Annotated in this window: 27 protein-coding genes; all 27 read right to left on the bottom strand. The window is 58.1% G+C overall.

Going from position 1 to position 13,574, the window contains the following annotated elements:
• Positions 1–10: 10 nt before the first annotated feature.
• Entirely contained in the window at positions 11–631 is a 621-nt protein-coding gene (rpsD, locus tag IB255_RS20770; RefSeq protein ID WP_054906702.1) for a 30S ribosomal protein S4, read from the bottom strand.
• 16 nt (positions 632–647) lie between these two features.
• Positions 648–1,037 carry a 30S ribosomal protein S11 gene (rpsK, locus tag IB255_RS20765; RefSeq protein ID WP_003093689.1) on the bottom strand — a complete coding sequence of 130 codons (390 nt, stop codon included), beginning with the start codon at positions 1,035–1,037 and terminating at the stop codon, positions 648–650.
• A gap of 18 nt (positions 1,038–1,055) precedes the next feature.
• Positions 1,056–1,412, bottom strand: coding sequence for a 30S ribosomal protein S13 (gene rpsM / locus IB255_RS20760; RefSeq protein WP_024767079.1), 357 nt, complete (start codon positions 1,410–1,412; stop codon positions 1,056–1,058).
• 130 nt (positions 1,413–1,542) lie between these two features.
• Positions 1,543–1,659, bottom strand: a complete 117-nt coding sequence (gene rpmJ / locus IB255_RS20755) for a 50S ribosomal protein L36 (protein WP_014854209.1) — start codon at positions 1,657–1,659, stop codon at positions 1,543–1,545.
• A 24-nt stretch (positions 1,660–1,683) separates the two neighbouring features.
• The gene (secY, locus tag IB255_RS20750) at positions 1,684–3,015 is read right to left on the bottom strand and encodes a preprotein translocase subunit SecY (protein WP_024767080.1); all 1,332 of its coding nucleotides are present in this window, start codon (positions 3,013–3,015) and stop codon (positions 1,684–1,686) included.
• Positions 3,016–3,450, bottom strand: a complete 435-nt coding sequence (gene rplO / locus IB255_RS20745) for a 50S ribosomal protein L15 (RefSeq protein WP_045215310.1) — start codon at positions 3,448–3,450, stop codon at positions 3,016–3,018.
• Positions 3,451–3,453: 3 nt separating this feature from the next.
• Positions 3,454–3,630, bottom strand: coding sequence for a 50S ribosomal protein L30 (rpmD, locus tag IB255_RS20740; RefSeq protein ID WP_009617174.1), 177 nt, complete (start codon positions 3,628–3,630; stop codon positions 3,454–3,456).
• A 2-nt stretch (positions 3,631–3,632) separates the two neighbouring features.
• The gene (gene rpsE / locus IB255_RS20735; RefSeq protein ID WP_009617173.1) at positions 3,633–4,133 is read right to left on the bottom strand and encodes a 30S ribosomal protein S5; all 501 of its coding nucleotides are present in this window, start codon (positions 4,131–4,133) and stop codon (positions 3,633–3,635) included.
• A gap of 3 nt (positions 4,134–4,136) precedes the next feature.
• Positions 4,137–4,487: a 50S ribosomal protein L18 gene (gene rplR, locus IB255_RS20730; RefSeq protein ID WP_017521897.1), complete on the bottom strand. Its 351-nt coding sequence runs from the start codon at positions 4,485–4,487 to the stop codon at positions 4,137–4,139.
• Between the two features lie 10 nt (positions 4,488–4,497).
• Positions 4,498–5,031: a 50S ribosomal protein L6 gene (rplF, locus tag IB255_RS20725; RefSeq protein WP_015475332.1), complete on the bottom strand. Its 534-nt coding sequence runs from the start codon at positions 5,029–5,031 to the stop codon at positions 4,498–4,500.
• 11 nt (positions 5,032–5,042) lie between these two features.
• A complete protein-coding gene (gene rpsH, locus IB255_RS20720) occupies positions 5,043–5,435 on the bottom strand; it encodes a 30S ribosomal protein S8 (protein WP_015475331.1) in 393 nt (130 codons plus the stop codon).
• Between the two features lie 188 nt (positions 5,436–5,623).
• Positions 5,624–5,929, bottom strand: coding sequence for a 30S ribosomal protein S14 (gene rpsN / locus IB255_RS20715; RefSeq protein WP_045215313.1), 306 nt, complete (start codon positions 5,927–5,929; stop codon positions 5,624–5,626).
• Positions 5,930–5,942: 13 nt separating this feature from the next.
• A complete protein-coding gene (gene rplE / locus IB255_RS20710) occupies positions 5,943–6,482 on the bottom strand; it encodes a 50S ribosomal protein L5 (protein WP_017521899.1) in 540 nt (179 codons plus the stop codon).
• Between the two features lie 19 nt (positions 6,483–6,501).
• Positions 6,502–6,816, bottom strand: a complete 315-nt coding sequence (rplX, locus tag IB255_RS20705) for a 50S ribosomal protein L24 (RefSeq protein ID WP_045215317.1) — start codon at positions 6,814–6,816, stop codon at positions 6,502–6,504.
• A gap of 12 nt (positions 6,817–6,828) precedes the next feature.
• A complete protein-coding gene (gene rplN / locus IB255_RS20700) occupies positions 6,829–7,197 on the bottom strand; it encodes a 50S ribosomal protein L14 (protein WP_017521901.1) in 369 nt (122 codons plus the stop codon).
• A gap of 16 nt (positions 7,198–7,213) precedes the next feature.
• A complete protein-coding gene (rpsQ, locus tag IB255_RS20695) occupies positions 7,214–7,480 on the bottom strand; it encodes a 30S ribosomal protein S17 (protein WP_009617165.1) in 267 nt (88 codons plus the stop codon).
• Between the two features lie 2 nt (positions 7,481–7,482).
• On the bottom strand, positions 7,483–7,674 hold the full coding sequence (gene rpmC / locus IB255_RS20690) for a 50S ribosomal protein L29 (protein WP_003093720.1): 192 nt from the start codon (positions 7,672–7,674) through the stop codon (positions 7,483–7,485).
• The gene (gene rplP, locus IB255_RS20685; protein WP_009617163.1) at positions 7,674–8,087 is read right to left on the bottom strand and encodes a 50S ribosomal protein L16; all 414 of its coding nucleotides are present in this window, start codon (positions 8,085–8,087) and stop codon (positions 7,674–7,676) included. The genes rpmC and rplP overlap by 1 nt, the downstream gene beginning before the upstream one ends.
• Before the next feature lie 11 nt (positions 8,088–8,098).
• Positions 8,099–8,785, bottom strand: coding sequence for a 30S ribosomal protein S3 (gene rpsC, locus IB255_RS20680; RefSeq protein WP_015475326.1), 687 nt, complete (start codon positions 8,783–8,785; stop codon positions 8,099–8,101).
• A gap of 13 nt (positions 8,786–8,798) precedes the next feature.
• On the bottom strand, positions 8,799–9,131 hold the full coding sequence (gene rplV, locus IB255_RS20675) for a 50S ribosomal protein L22 (RefSeq protein ID WP_015475325.1): 333 nt from the start codon (positions 9,129–9,131) through the stop codon (positions 8,799–8,801).
• A gap of 12 nt (positions 9,132–9,143) precedes the next feature.
• Entirely contained in the window at positions 9,144–9,419 is a 276-nt protein-coding gene (gene rpsS / locus IB255_RS20670) for a 30S ribosomal protein S19 (protein ID WP_017521902.1), read from the bottom strand.
• A gap of 16 nt (positions 9,420–9,435) precedes the next feature.
• Positions 9,436–10,257, bottom strand: coding sequence for a 50S ribosomal protein L2 (gene rplB, locus IB255_RS20665; protein WP_024767388.1), 822 nt, complete (start codon positions 10,255–10,257; stop codon positions 9,436–9,438).
• An 11-nt stretch (positions 10,258–10,268) separates the two neighbouring features.
• On the bottom strand, positions 10,269–10,568 hold the full coding sequence (rplW, locus tag IB255_RS20660; RefSeq protein WP_015475322.1) for a 50S ribosomal protein L23: 300 nt from the start codon (positions 10,566–10,568) through the stop codon (positions 10,269–10,271).
• On the bottom strand, positions 10,565–11,167 hold the full coding sequence (gene rplD, locus IB255_RS20655) for a 50S ribosomal protein L4 (RefSeq protein ID WP_017521904.1): 603 nt from the start codon (positions 11,165–11,167) through the stop codon (positions 10,565–10,567). The genes rplW and rplD overlap by 4 nt, the downstream gene beginning before the upstream one ends.
• Before the next feature lie 14 nt (positions 11,168–11,181).
• Complete coding sequence (gene rplC, locus IB255_RS20650) at positions 11,182–11,817, bottom strand: 50S ribosomal protein L3 (RefSeq protein WP_024767389.1); 636 nt, start codon at positions 11,815–11,817, stop codon at positions 11,182–11,184.
• A gap of 82 nt (positions 11,818–11,899) precedes the next feature.
• Positions 11,900–12,211, bottom strand: a complete 312-nt coding sequence (rpsJ, locus tag IB255_RS20645) for a 30S ribosomal protein S10 (RefSeq protein WP_003243886.1) — start codon at positions 12,209–12,211, stop codon at positions 11,900–11,902.
• 155 nt (positions 12,212–12,366) lie between these two features.
• On the bottom strand, positions 12,367–13,560 hold the full coding sequence (gene tuf, locus IB255_RS20640) for an elongation factor Tu (protein WP_054910987.1): 1,194 nt from the start codon (positions 13,558–13,560) through the stop codon (positions 12,367–12,369).
• Positions 13,561–13,574: the final 14 nt, after the last annotated feature.

Below are 13,574 nucleotides of genomic sequence, written 5' to 3'. Positions count from 1 at the left end.
TTTCTAGCCCTTACTTGGAGTAGAGCTCGACAATCAGGTTTTCGTTGATGTCGGCGGACAGATCGGCACGAGCCGGGACACTTTTGAAGGTGCCAGCTTTCTTGTCGGTGTCCACGTCGACCCACTCAACGCGACCGCGCTGGGCGCACAGGTCCAGAGCTTGGGCGATACGCAGCTGGTTCTTCGATTTCTCGCGAACAGCAACCACGTCACCAGCTTTGACCTGGTAGGACGGTACGTTTACGGTCTGACCGTTGACGCTGATGGTCTTGTGGGACACCAGCTGACGGGATTCGGAACGAGTGGAACCGAAGCCCATACGGTAGACGACGTTGTCCAGACGGCACTCAAGCAGCTGCAGCAGGTTTTCACCCGTGGAGCCCTTGCGGCGGGACGCTTCCTGATAGTAGCCACGGAATTGACGTTCCAGAACGCCGTAGATGCGGCGAACTTTTTGCTTCTCGCGCAGCTGCAGACCGTAGTCGGACAGGCGACCACGACGCTGGCCATGCTGACCGGGAACTTGTTCTGCCTTGCACTTCGAGTCGAGGGCACGAACGCCGCTCTTCAGGAAGAGGTCAGTGCCTTCGCGGCGGGACAGTTTGCACTTGGGACCAATGTAACGAGCCATTTCTCACTGTCTCCTATTACACGCGACGCTTTTTCGGCGGACGGCAGCCGTTATGCGGGATCGGGGTTACGTCGGTGATGCTGGCGATCTTGTAACCGCAGGCATTCAGCGCACGAACAGCCGACTCGCGACCCGGGCCCGGGCCTTTGACGTTTACGTCAAGGTTCTTCAGACCGTATTCCAGAGCAGCCTGGCCGGCACGCTCGGCCGCTACCTGGGCAGCGAACGGGGTGCTCTTACGCGAGCCGCGGAAGCCCGAACCACCGGAGGTAGCCCAGGACAGAGCGTTGCCCTGACGATCAGTGATGGTAACGATGGTGTTGTTGAAGGACGCGTGGATATGCGCGATCCCGTCGACCACCGTCTTTTTGACTTTCTTGCGAGGACGAGCAGCAGGTTTTGCCATGACTAGATTCCTAAGCGATTACTTGCGGATCGGCTTACGCGGGCCCTTACGGGTGCGCGCGTTGGTCTTGGTGCGCTGACCGCGAACCGGCAGACCACGACGATGACGCAGACCGCGGTAGCAACCGAGGTCCATCAGACGCTTGATGTTCATGTTGATTTCGCGACGCAGGTCACCTTCGGTGGTCAGCTTGGCCACCTCGGTACGCAGCGAATCAATCTGCTCTTCGCTCAGCTCTTTGATCTTTACAGCCGGGCTGATGCCGGTGGCTGCACAGATGCTCTGTGCGGTAGTGCGACCAACACCATAGATGTAGGTCAGCGAGATAACAGTGTGCTTGTTATCCGGAATGTTTACGCCTGCAATACGGGCCATTCAGAAAAACTCCAATTGACAGCTACCCGGCGCCCAGGGAGCCAAGAAAGGGCGCGGATATTAGCGCTGTAAAAACAAATAATCAACCCGGCAGCACACTAGCTGCCGGGTTATAACGCGTGGTTCACACTCAGCCTTGGCGCTGCTTGTGACGCGGCTCCGCGCTGCAGATCACACGAACGACGCCTTCGCGACGGACGATCTTGCAGTTACGGCACAGCTTCTTAACCGATGCACGAACTTTCATCAGTGACTCCTCGAACCTTACGGGTTAGCGCAGCAGACCGCTGCCATAGCCCTTCAGGTTGGCTTTCTTCATGAGGGATTCGTACTGGTGAGAAACGAGGTGCGATTGTACTTGAGCCATAAAGTCCATCACAACCACGACCACGATCAGCAACGAGGTCCCGCCAAGGTAGAACGGTACGTGGGCAGCTACGACCAGGAACTGGGGCAGCAGGCACACAGCCGTCATGTACAGGGCACCGAACATGGTCAAACGGGTCAACACGCCATCGATGTAGCGAGCCGACTGTTCACCCGGACGAATACCCGGAATAAATGCACCGGACTTCTTGAGGTTTTCCGCCACGTCCTTCGGGTTGAACATCAGCGCTGTGTAGAAGAAGCAGAAGAAAACGATCCCTGCACTAAACAGCAGAATGTTCAGCGGCTGACCAGGAGCAATCGCTTGCGCGACGTCCTGCAGCCAACCCAGGCCTTCCGACTGACCGAACCAGGCACCCAGGGATGCCGGGAACAGCAGGATGCTGCTGGCGAAAATCGCGGGGATTACACCCGCCATGTTCACTTTCAGCGGCAGATGGCTCGTCTGGGCGGCAAACACCTTGCGACCTTGCTGGCGCTTGGCGTAATGCACGGCGATACGGCGCTGACCCCGCTCGATGAACACCACGAACGCGATGATTGCCACAGCCAGGAGGCCGATGGCGATCAGGGCGAAGATGTTGATGTCACCTTGACGCGCGGACTCGAAGGACTGACCGATTGCTCGGGGCAGGCCTGCGACGATACCGGAGAAGATCAGCATGGAGATGCCGTTGCCGACACCCCGTTCGGTGATCTGCTCACCCAGCCACATCATGAACAGTGCACCCGCCACGAAGGTGGTGACCGACACGAAGTAGAAGCCGAAGTCGTTGGAGAAGGCCACGCCCTGGCTACCCAGACCAATGGACATGCCAATGGCCTGGACGAGTGCCAGGACGAGAGTTGCGTAGCGGGTGTACTGGCTGATCTTGCGACGCCCAGACTCACCCTCTTTCTTCAACTGCTCCAGCTGCGGGCTGATAGCGGTCATGAGCTGCATGATGATCGATGCCGAGATGTACGGCATGATCCCCAGTGCAAAGATACTCATGCGCTCCAGCGCGCCGCCGGAAAACATGTTGAAGAGGCTAAGAATGGTCCCCTCGTTCTGCCGGAACAGTGCCGCCAAGCGATCGGGGTTGATGCCCGGGACTGGGATATGCGCGCCGATCCGATAGACGATGATCGCCAGGAACAGGAAACGCAGACGTGCCCAGAGCTCGGACAAACCACCACCGTTGCTCAGCGCAGAGAGAGCACCTTGCTTAGCCATTTAGTCCTCGATTTTGCCGCCAGCTGCTTCGATAGCCGCACGAGCGCCCTTGGTGGCGCCGATGCCTTTCAGGGTGACTGCGCGAGTAACGTCGCCCGACAGCATGACTTTCACACGCTGTACGTTCTGGTTAATCACGTTGGCATCCTTCAGGGACTGCACGGTTACGACATCACCCTCGACCTTGGCCAGTTCGGAAGTGCGCACTTCTGCGCGATCCATGGCTTTCAGCGAGTTGAAGCCGAACTTCGGCAGACGACGGTGCAGCGGTTGCTGACCACCCTCGAAGCCCGGAGCGATGGAGCCACCGGAGCGGGAGGTTTGACCTTTGTGACCACGGCCACCGGTCTTGCCCAGACCGCTACCGATGCCACGGCCCGGACGGTGCTTTTCGCGACGGGCACCCGGCGCGGAACGCAGATCGTTCAGTTGCATGGATTAACCCTCCACACGCAGCAGGTAGTAAGCCTTGTTAATCATGCCGCGGTTTTCAGGAGTGTCCTGAACTTCGACGGTGTGATTAATGCGACGCAGGCCGAGGCCTTTGACGCAAGCCTTGTGATTGGCCAGACGGCCGTTCAGGCTCTTGATCAGGGTAACTTTGACAGTTGCCATGGTTAGAGAATCTCCTCGACGCTCTTGCCACGCTTGGCCGCTACCGACTCAGGGGACTGCATGTTCTTCAGGCCCTTGAAGGTTGCGTAGACCACGTTCACCGGATTGGTGGAGCCGTAGCACTTCGCCAGAACGTTCTGCACACCAGCAACTTCCAGGACAGCGCGCATGGCGCCGCCGGCGATGATGCCGGTACCTTCGGAAGCCGGCTGCATGTACACCTTGGAGGCGCCATGAGCGGACTTGGTCGGGTACTGCAGGGTGGTGCCGTTCAGATCAACCTGGATCATGTTGCGGCGAGCAGCTTCCATTGCCTTCTGGATGGCAGCAGGCACTTCACGCGCCTTGCCACGACCGAAGCCAACACGGCCCTTGCCATCGCCAACCACGGTCAGCGCGGTGAAGGCGAAGATACGGCCACCTTTTACGGTTTTGGCGACGCGGTTCACTTGAACCAGCTTCTCGATGTAGCCTTCGTCGCGCTTTTGATCGTTGTTTGCCATAACTTAGAACTCCAGACCGCCTTCACGAGCGGCATCAGCCAGGGCCTTGATACGACCGTGGTACTTGAAGCCAGAACGGTCGAACGCCACCTGAGTGACGCCGGCAGCCTTGGCGCGTTCCGCGACCAGTTGACCAACTTTCTTGGCTGCGTCGACGTTGCCGGTGGCAGCTTCGCGCAGTTCTTTGTCCAGGGTCGAGGCGCTGGCCAGGACCTTGCCGCCGTCGGCTGCAATGACCTGGGCGTAGATGTGCTGGGAGGAGCGGTACACGCAGAGGCGTACGGCTTCCAGTTCGCGCATCTTCAGGCGAGCCTTGCGAGCGCGGCGCAGACGGGTTTCTTTCTTGACGCTCATTTGCTATGCCCTACTTCTTCTTGGCTTCTTTACGAAGGACGACTTCGTCGGCGTAACGCACGCCCTTGCCTTTGTACGGCTCCGGCGGACGGAAGTCGCGGATTTCCGCGGCAACCTGGCCAACCAGCTGCTTGTCGATACCCTTGATCAGGATGTCGGTCTGGCTGGGGGTTTCCGCGACGATGCCGGCAGGCAGTTCGTAATCAACCGGGTGGGAGAAGCCGAGAGCCAGGGACAGCACTTGGCCTTTGGCCTGCGCTTTGTAACCAACACCAACCAGCTGGAGCTTGCGCTCGAAGCCCTGGCTGACGCCGATTACCATGTTGTTGACCAGAGCGCGGGTGGTACCGGCCATGGCACGGGTCTGCTGGTCGCCGTTACGCGCAGCGAAACGCAGCTCACCGTTGTCCTGAATGACTTCGACGGACGGATGTACTTTCAGCTCGAGAGCGCCTTTGGCACCCTTGATCGAAAGTTCCTGACCAGCCAGCTTGATTTCGACGCCGGCGGGCAGAATGACGGGGTTCTTAGCAACGCGAGACATGCTGATTCCCCTTAGAACACAGTGCAGAGCACTTCGCCACCGACGCCAGCGGCACGGGCAGCACGATCAGTCATCACACCTTTGTTGGTGGAGACAATCGAAACGCCCAGGCCGCCACGAACTTTCGGCAGCTGGTCTACGGATTTGTACTGGCGCAGGCCAGGACGGCTGATTCGCTTCACTTCCTCGATGACAGGCTTGCCTTCGAAGTACTTCAGCTCGATCGACAGCAGAGGCTTGGCCTCGGCGGTGACTTGGAAATCCGCAATATAGCCTTCGTCCTTGAGGACTTTGGCGACTGCCGCTTTCAGCTTGGAAGACGGCATGCTCACGACGGTCTTCTCAGCCATCTGGGCATTACGGATGCGAGTTAGCATGTCTGCTAACGGGTCCTGCATACTCATGGGCTTAATGCTCCTGATACAAAAGATAAGCCTTCAACTTCATAACTCGCCCTCAAAACGCCGGGCGATCTAAACCCAGGCTCGGGGGAGCCGGGTATTCTAGAGATCGCTCAAAAACGAATCAAGCCCCACGAGGGGGCTTGCTTCGCAAAGCGATCAACGGAGCCGTTGCCGACCCCGTCTAGCACTTACCAGCTGGCTTTCACCAGGCCCGGTACGTCACCGCGCATTGCCGCTTCACGCAGCTTGTTACGGCTCAGGCCGAACTTGCGGTAGTAACCGTGCGGACGACCGGTCAGGCGGCAACGGTTACGCAGGCGACTGGCGCTCGCGTCACGCGGTTGCTTCTGCAGGGCGACCTGGGCATTCCAACGATCTTCAGCCGAAGTGCTCGGATTAGCGATGATCGCTTTCAGCTCGGCACGCTTTTTGGCGTACTTAGCTACCGTTTGCTGACGCTTCAGCTCACGGTTCTTCATGCTCTCTTTAGCCATGGTCCTACTCCAATCAGTTGCGGAACGGGAATTTGAAGGCGCGCAGCAGTGCACGACCCTCATCATCCGAACGCGCGGTGGTGGTCAGAGTGATATCCATACCGCGGAGGGCATCGATCTTGTCGTAATCGATTTCCGGGAAGATGATCTGCTCTTTGACGCCCATGCTGTAGTTGCCACGGCCGTCGAAGGACTTGGCGTTCAGACCGCGGAAGTCACGAACGCGCGGCAGAGAGATCGACAGCAGACGGTCCAGGAACTCGTACATGCGATCGCCACGCAGGGTGACTTTCACGCCGATCGGCCAGCCTTCACGAATCTTGAAACCAGCGATGGACTTACGAGCGTAAGTCACAACCGGCTTCTGACCCGCGATCTTTTCCAGATCAGCTACGGCGCTCTCGATGACTTTCTTGTCGCCGACAGCTTCGCCAAGACCCATGTTCAGGGTGATTTTGGTAACGCGCGGAACTTCCATCACGTTCGCCAGCTGAAGCTCTTGCTTCAGCTTGGGAGCGATTTCCTTCCGATAAATTTCTTTCAATCGTGCCATGGTGATCTACCTAGCTCCCTCAAGCCTGAACCGGTTTCTGGGTCGACTTGAAGACACGAATCTTCTTACCGTCTTCGACTTTGAAACCAACGCGGTCAGCCTTGTTGGTTTCAGCGTTGAAGATGGCGACGTTGGAGACGTGCAGAGGCGCCTCCTTCTCGACGATCCCGCCTTGCTGGTTGAGCATGGGGTTGGGCTTGGTGTGGCGCTTGACCAGGTTCACACCGCCAACGACCAGACGGTCATCAGCCAGAACCTTGATCACTTTGCCACGCTTGCCCTTGTCCTTGCCGGCAATGACGATGACTTCGTCGTCACGACGAATTTTTTGCATGACGGCTACTCCTTACAGCACTTCAGGGGCAAGGGAGACGATCTTCATGAACTTCTCGGTACGAAGTTCACGAGTCACCGGCCCGAAGATACGGGTGCCGATCGGCTCCTGCTTGTTGTTCAGCAGGACGGCGGCGTTGCCGTCGAAGCGAATGATGGAACCGTCGGTACGACGTACGCCGTGCTTGGTGCGAACGACCACGGCAGTCATTACCTGGCCCTTCTTCACCTTGCCACGCGGAATTGCTTCCTTGACGGTGACCTTGATGATGTCGCCAATGCCGGCGTAGCGGCGGTGGGAACCGCCGAGCACCTTGATGCACATTACGCGACGCGCGCCGCTGTTGTCAGCGACTTCGAGCATGGATTGAGTCTGAATCATCTTCTATCTCCGACCCTTAGACTTCAACCGCGCGCTCGACGATGTCAACCAGAGTCCAGGCCTTGGTTTTGGCCAGAGGACGGGTCTCGCGAATGGTGACCAGGTCACCAATGCGGCACTGGTTGGTTTCGTCGTGGGCGTGCAGTTTGGTCGAACGCTTCACGTATTTGCCGTAGATCGGGTGCTTAACGCGGCGCTCGATCAGAACGGTGACGGTCTTGTCCATCTTGTCGCTGACGACGCGGCCAGTCAGCGTACGGACGGTTTTCTGAGCTTCAGCCATGATTACTTACCTGCTTGCTGGTTGAGCACAGTTTTCACGCGAGCGATGTCGCGCTTAACCTGCGAGAGCAGGTGAGACTGCCCCAACTGGCCAGTTGCTTTCTGCATGCGCAGATTGAACTGGTCGCGCAGCAGGCCGAGCAGTTGCTCGTTCAGCTGCTCAACGGATTTTTCACGAAGTTCATTCGCTTTCATCACATCACCGTCCGCTTAACAAAGGAGGTGGCGAGCGGCAGCTTTGCAGCAGCCAGGGCGAATGCCTCACGCGCCAGCTCTTCGGATACACCCTCGATCTCGTACAGGACCTTGCCCGGTTGAATCTGGGCTACCCAGTACTCGACGCCGCCCTTACCTTTACCCATACGTACTTCCAGGGGCTTCTTGGTAACAGGCTTGTCGGGGAATACGCGAATCCAGATCTTGCCGCCACGTTTAACGTGACGGGTCAGCGCACGACGTGCGGACTCGATCTGACGCGCGGTGAGACGGCCGCGGCTGGTTGCCTTGAGGGCGAACTCGCCGAAGCTGACTTTGGAACCGCGATGAGCCAGGCCACGGTTGTGACCGGTCATTTGCTTGCGGAACTTCGTACGCTTAGGTTGCAGCATTTGCGTACTCCTTACTTAGCAGCTTTTTTACGAGGAGCGGGCGCTACAGGCTTCAGCTCTTCCTGGCGGCCACCAATGACCTCGCCTTTGAAGATCCAAACCTTCACACCGATCACACCGTAGGTGGTGTGCGCTTCGTAGGTTGCATAGTCGATGTCGGCACGCAGGGTGTGCAGGGGCACACGACCTTCGCGATACCACTCGGTACGGGCGATTTCAGCGCCGCCCAGACGACCGCTTACCTGGATCTTGATGCCTTTGGCACCAATGCGCATGGCGTTCTGTACAGCGCGTTTCATGGCGCGACGGAACATAACGCGACGCTCCAGCTGCTGAGCTACGCTCTGCGCAACCAGCATACCGTCGAGTTCCGGCTTGCGGATCTCTTCGATGTTGATGTGCACCGGCACACCCATTTGCTTGGTCAGGTCCTGACGCAGCTTCTCAACATCTTCACCTTTCTTGCCGATCACGATGCCGGGACGAGCGGTGTGGATGGTGATGCGTGCAGTCTGAGCCGGACGATGGATGTCGATACGGCTTACGGACGCGCTTTTTAGTTTGTCTTGGAGATACTCACGCACCTTCAGGTCGGCGAACAGATAATCGGCGTAAGTGCGCTTATCTGCGTACCAAACGGAGGTGTGCTCCTTGACGATACCCAGGCGGATGCCATTGGGATGTACTTTCTGACCCATCTGATCGACTCCGTTACTTGTCCGCAACCTTGACAGTGATATGGCAAGACCGCTTGACGATGCGATCAGCACGGCCTTTGGCACGCGGCATGATGCGCTTGAGCGAACGACCTTCGTTGACGAAGACGGTGGAGACTTTGAGATCGTCTACATCGGCGCCTTCGTTGTGCTCGGCGTTGGCAACGGCCGACTCCAGCACTTTCTTCATGATCTCGGCGGCTTTCTTGTTGCTGAAAGCCAGGAGGTTGAGCGCATCGCCCACCTTCTTCCCGCGGATCTGGTCGGCGACCAAGCGGGCTTTCTGGGCGGAGATACGAGCGCCCGAGAGCTTAGCGGCTACTTCCATCTTCCTTACCCCTTAACGCTTGGCTTTCTTGTCCGCAGCGTGCCCACGATAAGTGCGGGTAGCAGCGAACTCGCCGAGTTTGTGACCGACCATGTCTTCGTTGACCAGAACCGGCACGTGTTGACGGCCGTTGTGGACAGCGATGGTCAGACCAACCATGTGCGGCATGATCATAGAACGGCGCGACCAGGTCTTGATCGGCTTGCGGTCGTTCTTTTCTACCGCCACTTCGATCTTCTTCAGCAGGTGAAGATCGATAAAAGGACCTTTTTTCAGAGAACGTGGCACTGTCGTATCCCTCTATTTACTTGCGGCGACGGACGATCATGTTGTCGGTACGCTTGTTCGCGCGAGTCTTCTTACCCTTGGTCTGAAGACCCCACGGCGATACCGGATGACGACCAGCAGAGGTACGACCTTCACCACCACCATGCGGGTGGTCGACCGGGTTCATGGCAACACCACGAACGGTCGGGCGAACGCCACGCCAGCGTTTGGCACCGGCTTTACCCAGCGAACGCAGGCTGTGCTCGGAGTTCGAGACTTCACCCAGGGTCGCACGGCAGTCAGCCAGGACTTTACGCATCTCACCGGAACGCAGACGTACGGTTACGTATGCACCTTCACGGGCTACCAGCTGAGCCGAAGCGCCAGCGGAGCGAGCGATCTGAGCGCCTTTGCCAGGCTTCAGTTCGATACCGTGGATGGTGCTACCAACCGGGATGTTGCGCAGCGGCATGTTGTTGCCGGCCTTGATCGGAGCGCCGATACCGGAGATCAGTTGATCGCCAGCCACCACGCCTTTGGGGGCGATGATGTAACGACGCTCGCCGTCCGCGTATTTCAGCAGAGCGATGTGAGCAGTACGGTTCGGATCGTATTCGACGCGTTCAACGATGGCAGGAATGCCATCCTTGTTGCGACGGAAGTCGACCAGACGATAGTGCTGCTTGTGACCACCACCGATATGACGGGTGGTGATGCGACCGTTGTTGTTACGGCCGCCCGACTTGGACTTCTTCTCGAGCAGGGGAGCGAACGGAGCACCTTTGTGCAGGTCCTGGTTCACTACCTTGACGACGAAACGACGACCAGCGGAAGTCGGTTTGCATTTAACGATTGCCATGATGCACCCCTTTACTCAGCGCCAGCTGCGAAATCGAGATCCTGGCCCGGCTGGAGAGCGATGTACGCTTTTTTCCAGTCGTTACGCTTGCCCAGGCCGCGAACGGTACGCTTGGTCTTGCCCTGAACATTCAGGGTGGTGACGCGACGCACTTTCACGCCGAACAGGCTTTCTACGGCCTTCTTGATTTCCAGCTTGGTTGCATCAGTGGCAACCTTGAAAACGAATTGGCTGTTGCCGTCCGCCAGGCCAGTGGCCTTCTCGGAGATATGCGGGCCCAGCAGCACTTTGAATACGCGTTCCTGGTTCATGCCAGCAGCTCCTCGAACTTCTTCACGGCGGACACGGTGACCAGCACCTTGTCGTAGGCGATGAGGCTGACCGGATCGGAAGCCTGGACATCACGTACATCGACGTGGGCCAGGTTGCGAGCTGCCAGGTACAGGTTCTCATCGACGCCTTCGGTGACGATCAGTACATCTTTCAGGCCCAGGCCTTCCAGCTTGCTGACCAGACCTTTGGTCTTCGGTGCGTCGACAGCGAAGTCGGCAACGACAACCAGACGGTCCAGACGAACCAGCTCAGAGAGGATGGAGCGCAGAGCAGCGCGGTACATCTTCTTGTTGAGCTTCTGGGAGTGATCCTGGGGCTTGGCCGCGAAGGTCGCGCCGCCGCCACGCCATATGGGGCTACGGATGGTGCCAGCACGAGCACGACCAGTGCCCTTCTGACGCCACGGCTTCTTGCCGCCACCGGAGACTTCGGAACGAGTTTTCTGAGCCTTGGTGCCCTGACGACCGCCAGCCATGTAGGCGACGACTGCCTGGTGAACCAGGGTCTCGTTGAATTCGCTACCAAAAGTACGCTCGGAAACCTCGATCGCCTGAGCGCCATTTACATTCAGTTGCATCTCAGCTTCCTCTCTTAACCGCGAGCCTTGGCTGCCGGACGCACCAGCACATCACCACCGGTAGCGCCGGGAACGGCACCTTTGACCAGCAGCAGATTGCGCTCTGCATCGACACGCACGACCTCAAGGGATTGAACGGTTACACGCTCAGCACCCATGTGGCCCGACATTTTTTTGCCCTTGAACACTCGACCAGGAGTCTGGCACTGGCCGATGGAACCCGGGACGCGGTGGGAAACGGAGTTACCGTGGGTGTTATCTTGACCACGGAAGTTCCAGCGCTTGATGGTACCGGCAAAGCCTTTACCTTTGGACTCGCCAGTAACGTCTACCAGCTGACCGGCCTGGAACAGGTCGACAGAGATGGAATCGCCTGCCTTGAACTCCTCTTCGCCCAGACGGAATTCCCACACGCCGCGACCGGCGGCAACATTCGCCTTGGCAAAGTGACCGGCCTGCGCCTTGGTCACACGAGAAGCACGACGCTCGCCAGCAGTTACCTGCACAGCGCGATAGCCATCACTTTCTTCGTTTTTGAACTGGGTGACGCGATTCGGCTCGACCTCAATGACCGTGACCGGAATAGAGACACCATCTTCGGTGAAGATGCGGGTCATGCCGCACTTACGACCGACAACACCAATTGTCATCTTTAGAACCTCTTTAGTGTACGGGGCTTTCACCCGCTATGGCCGCCCATTTCAGAGCGTTACACGACCAATGCCGAAGGCATTAGCCGAGGCTGATCTGTACTTCGACGCCAGCAGCAAGGTCGAGCTTCATCAGCGCGTCGACGGTTTTGTCGGTCGGCTGAACGATGTCGAGAACACGCTTGTGGGTACGAATTTCGTACTGGTCACGAGCGTCCTTGTTGACGTGCGGGGAAATCAGCACGGTGTAACGTTCCTTGCGGGTCGGCAGAGGAATCGGACCACGCACCTGAGCCCCAGTACGTTTCGCGGTTTCCACGATTTCCTGGGTAGATTGGTCGATCAGGCGGTGATCAAAAGCCTTCAACCGAATACGGATTTGTTGATTTTGCATTTGACCTCAGACTCCAAGTTGCCATTCCCAACGGACGGACTCCGCCCGTTAAAAGGAGGCGCAATTGTACGGATGCGTCTGGGGGGTGTCAATATTTAACCAACTCAACGAAAAAGGGACCCCGAAGGGTCCCTTTTCCTGGAGCGGATCAGCGATTACTCGATGATCTTGGCAACCACGCCGGCGCCAACGGTACGGCCACCTTCGCGAATCGCGAAGCGCAGGCCATCTTCCATGGCGATCGGAGCGATCAGGGTGACAACCATTTTCACGTTGTCGCCCGGCATTACCATCTCAACGCCTTCCGGCAGTTCGCAGTTGCCGGTTACGTCGGTGGTACGGAAGTAGAACTGCGGGCGGTAGCCCTTGAAGAACGGGGTGTGACGACCACCTTCTTCCTTGGACAGTACGTACACTTCGCACTCGAACTTGGTGTGCGGCTTGATGGTGCCCGGCTTGGCCAGAACCTGGCCACGCTCTACGTCTTCACGCTTGGTGCCACGCAGCAGAACGCCAACGTTCTCACCAGCACGACCTTCGTCGAGCAGCTTGCGGAACATTTCAACGCCGGTGCAGGTAGTCTTGGTGGTCGCCTTGATGCCGACGATTTCCACTTCTTCCTGGATCTTGACGATGCCACGCTCAACACGGCCAGTTACCACGGTGCCACGACCGGAGATCGAGAATACGTCTTCGATCGGCATCAGGAACGGCTTGTCGATGGCGCGCTCGGGCTCAGGGATGTACGAGTCCAGGGTTTCTACCAGCTTGCGCACAGCGGAAACGCCCATCTCGTTGTCGTCCTGGCCGTTCAGGGCCATCAGAGCGGAACCGATCACGATCGGAGTGTCGTCGCCCGGGAAGTCGTAGGTGTTCAGCAGATCGCGAACTTCCATTTCGACCAGTTCCAGCAGCTCGGCGTCGTCAACCATGTCGGCCTTGTTCAGGAACACGACGATGTAAGGAACGCCTACCTGACGGGACAGCAGGATGTGCTCGCGGGTCTGCGGCATGGGGCCGTCAGCAGCCGAGCAAACCAGGATCGCGCCGTCCATCTGGGCAGCACCGGTGATCATGTTCTTCACGTAGTCGGCGTGGCCCGGGCAGTCTACGTGAGCGTAGTGGCGTACCGGCGAGTCGTATTCAACGTGAGAGGTGTTGATGGTGATACCACGAGCCTTCTCTTCCGGCGCGTTGTCGATCTGGTCGAAAGCGCGAGCGGAGCCGCCCCAGGTCTCGGAGCAGACCTTGGTCAGAGCAGCGGTCAGAGTGGTTTTGCCGTGGTCAACGTGACCGATGGTGCCGACGTTGACGTGCGGTTTGTTACGTTCAAATTTTTCTTTAGCCACGAGAGTAACCTCTA

Source organism: Pseudomonas sp. PDM22 (assembly GCF_014851965.1).
Taxonomy (GTDB): domain Bacteria; phylum Pseudomonadota; class Gammaproteobacteria; order Pseudomonadales; family Pseudomonadaceae; genus Pseudomonas.
Note: the sequence above shows the minus strand (reverse complement) of the source record. Positions and strands in the feature narration are given on the sequence as shown.

Excerpts from the sequence above, each read along its gene's own strand:
- rpsD (WP_054906702.1), bottom strand. The coding sequence starts at position 631 with ATGGCTCGTTACATTGGTCCCAAGTGCAAACTGTCCCGCCGCGAAGGC.
- rpsK (WP_003093689.1), bottom strand. The coding sequence starts at position 1,037 with ATGGCAAAACCTGCTGCTCGTCCTCGCAAGAAAGTCAAAAAGACGGTG.
- rpsM (WP_024767079.1), bottom strand. The coding sequence starts at position 1,412 with ATGGCCCGTATTGCAGGCGTAAACATTCCGGATAACAAGCACACTGTT.
- rpmJ (WP_014854209.1), bottom strand. The coding sequence starts at position 1,659 with ATGAAAGTTCGTGCATCGGTTAAGAAGCTGTGCCGTAACTGCAAGATC.
- secY (WP_024767080.1), bottom strand. The coding sequence starts at position 3,015 with ATGGCTAAGCAAGGTGCTCTCTCTGCGCTGAGCAACGGTGGTGGTTTG.
- rplO (WP_045215310.1), bottom strand. The coding sequence starts at position 3,450 with ATGCAACTGAACGATCTGCGTTCCGCGCCGGGTGCCCGTCGCGAAAAG.
- rpmD (WP_009617174.1), bottom strand. The coding sequence starts at position 3,630 with ATGGCAACTGTCAAAGTTACCCTGATCAAGAGCCTGAACGGCCGTCTG.
- rpsE (WP_009617173.1), bottom strand. The coding sequence starts at position 4,133 with ATGGCAAACAACGATCAAAAGCGCGACGAAGGCTACATCGAGAAGCTG.
- rplR (WP_017521897.1), bottom strand. The coding sequence starts at position 4,487 with ATGAGCGTCAAGAAAGAAACCCGTCTGCGCCGCGCTCGCAAGGCTCGC.
- rplF (WP_015475332.1), bottom strand. The coding sequence starts at position 5,031 with ATGTCTCGCGTTGCTAAGAACCCCGTCATTCTGCCCGCCGGCGTCGAA.
- rpsH (WP_015475331.1), bottom strand. The coding sequence starts at position 5,435 with ATGAGTATGCAGGACCCGTTAGCAGACATGCTAACTCGCATCCGTAAT.
- rpsN (WP_045215313.1), bottom strand. The coding sequence starts at position 5,929 with ATGGCTAAAGAGAGCATGAAGAACCGTGAGCTGAAGCGTCAGCAAACG.
- rplE (WP_017521899.1), bottom strand. The coding sequence starts at position 6,482 with ATGGCACGATTGAAAGAAATTTATCGGAAGGAAATCGCTCCCAAGCTG.
- rplX (WP_045215317.1), bottom strand. The coding sequence starts at position 6,816 with ATGCAAAAAATTCGTCGTGACGACGAAGTCATCGTCATTGCCGGCAAG.
- rplN (WP_017521901.1), bottom strand. The coding sequence starts at position 7,197 with ATGATTCAGACTCAATCCATGCTCGAAGTCGCTGACAACAGCGGCGCG.
- rpsQ (WP_009617165.1), bottom strand. The coding sequence starts at position 7,480 with ATGGCTGAAGCTCAGAAAACCGTCCGTACGCTGACTGGCCGCGTCGTC.
- rpmC (WP_003093720.1), bottom strand. The coding sequence starts at position 7,674 with ATGAAAGCGAATGAACTTCGTGAAAAATCCGTTGAGCAGCTGAACGAG.
- rplP (WP_009617163.1), bottom strand. The coding sequence starts at position 8,087 with ATGCTGCAACCTAAGCGTACGAAGTTCCGCAAGCAAATGACCGGTCAC.
- rpsC (WP_015475326.1), bottom strand. The coding sequence starts at position 8,785 with ATGGGTCAGAAAGTACATCCCAATGGCATCCGCCTGGGTATCGTCAAG.
- rplV (WP_015475325.1), bottom strand. The coding sequence starts at position 9,131 with ATGGAAGTAGCCGCTAAGCTCTCGGGCGCTCGTATCTCCGCCCAGAAA.
- rplB (WP_024767388.1), bottom strand. The coding sequence starts at position 10,257 with ATGGCAATCGTTAAATGCAAACCGACTTCCGCTGGTCGTCGTTTCGTC.
- rplW (WP_015475322.1), bottom strand. The coding sequence starts at position 10,568 with ATGAACCAGGAACGCGTATTCAAAGTGCTGCTGGGCCCGCATATCTCC.
- rplD (WP_017521904.1), bottom strand. The coding sequence starts at position 11,167 with ATGCAACTGAATGTAAATGGCGCTCAGGCGATCGAGGTTTCCGAGCGT.
- rplC (WP_024767389.1), bottom strand. The coding sequence starts at position 11,817 with ATGACAATTGGTGTTGTCGGTCGTAAGTGCGGCATGACCCGCATCTTC.
- rpsJ (WP_003243886.1), bottom strand. The coding sequence starts at position 12,211 with ATGCAAAATCAACAAATCCGTATTCGGTTGAAGGCTTTTGATCACCGC.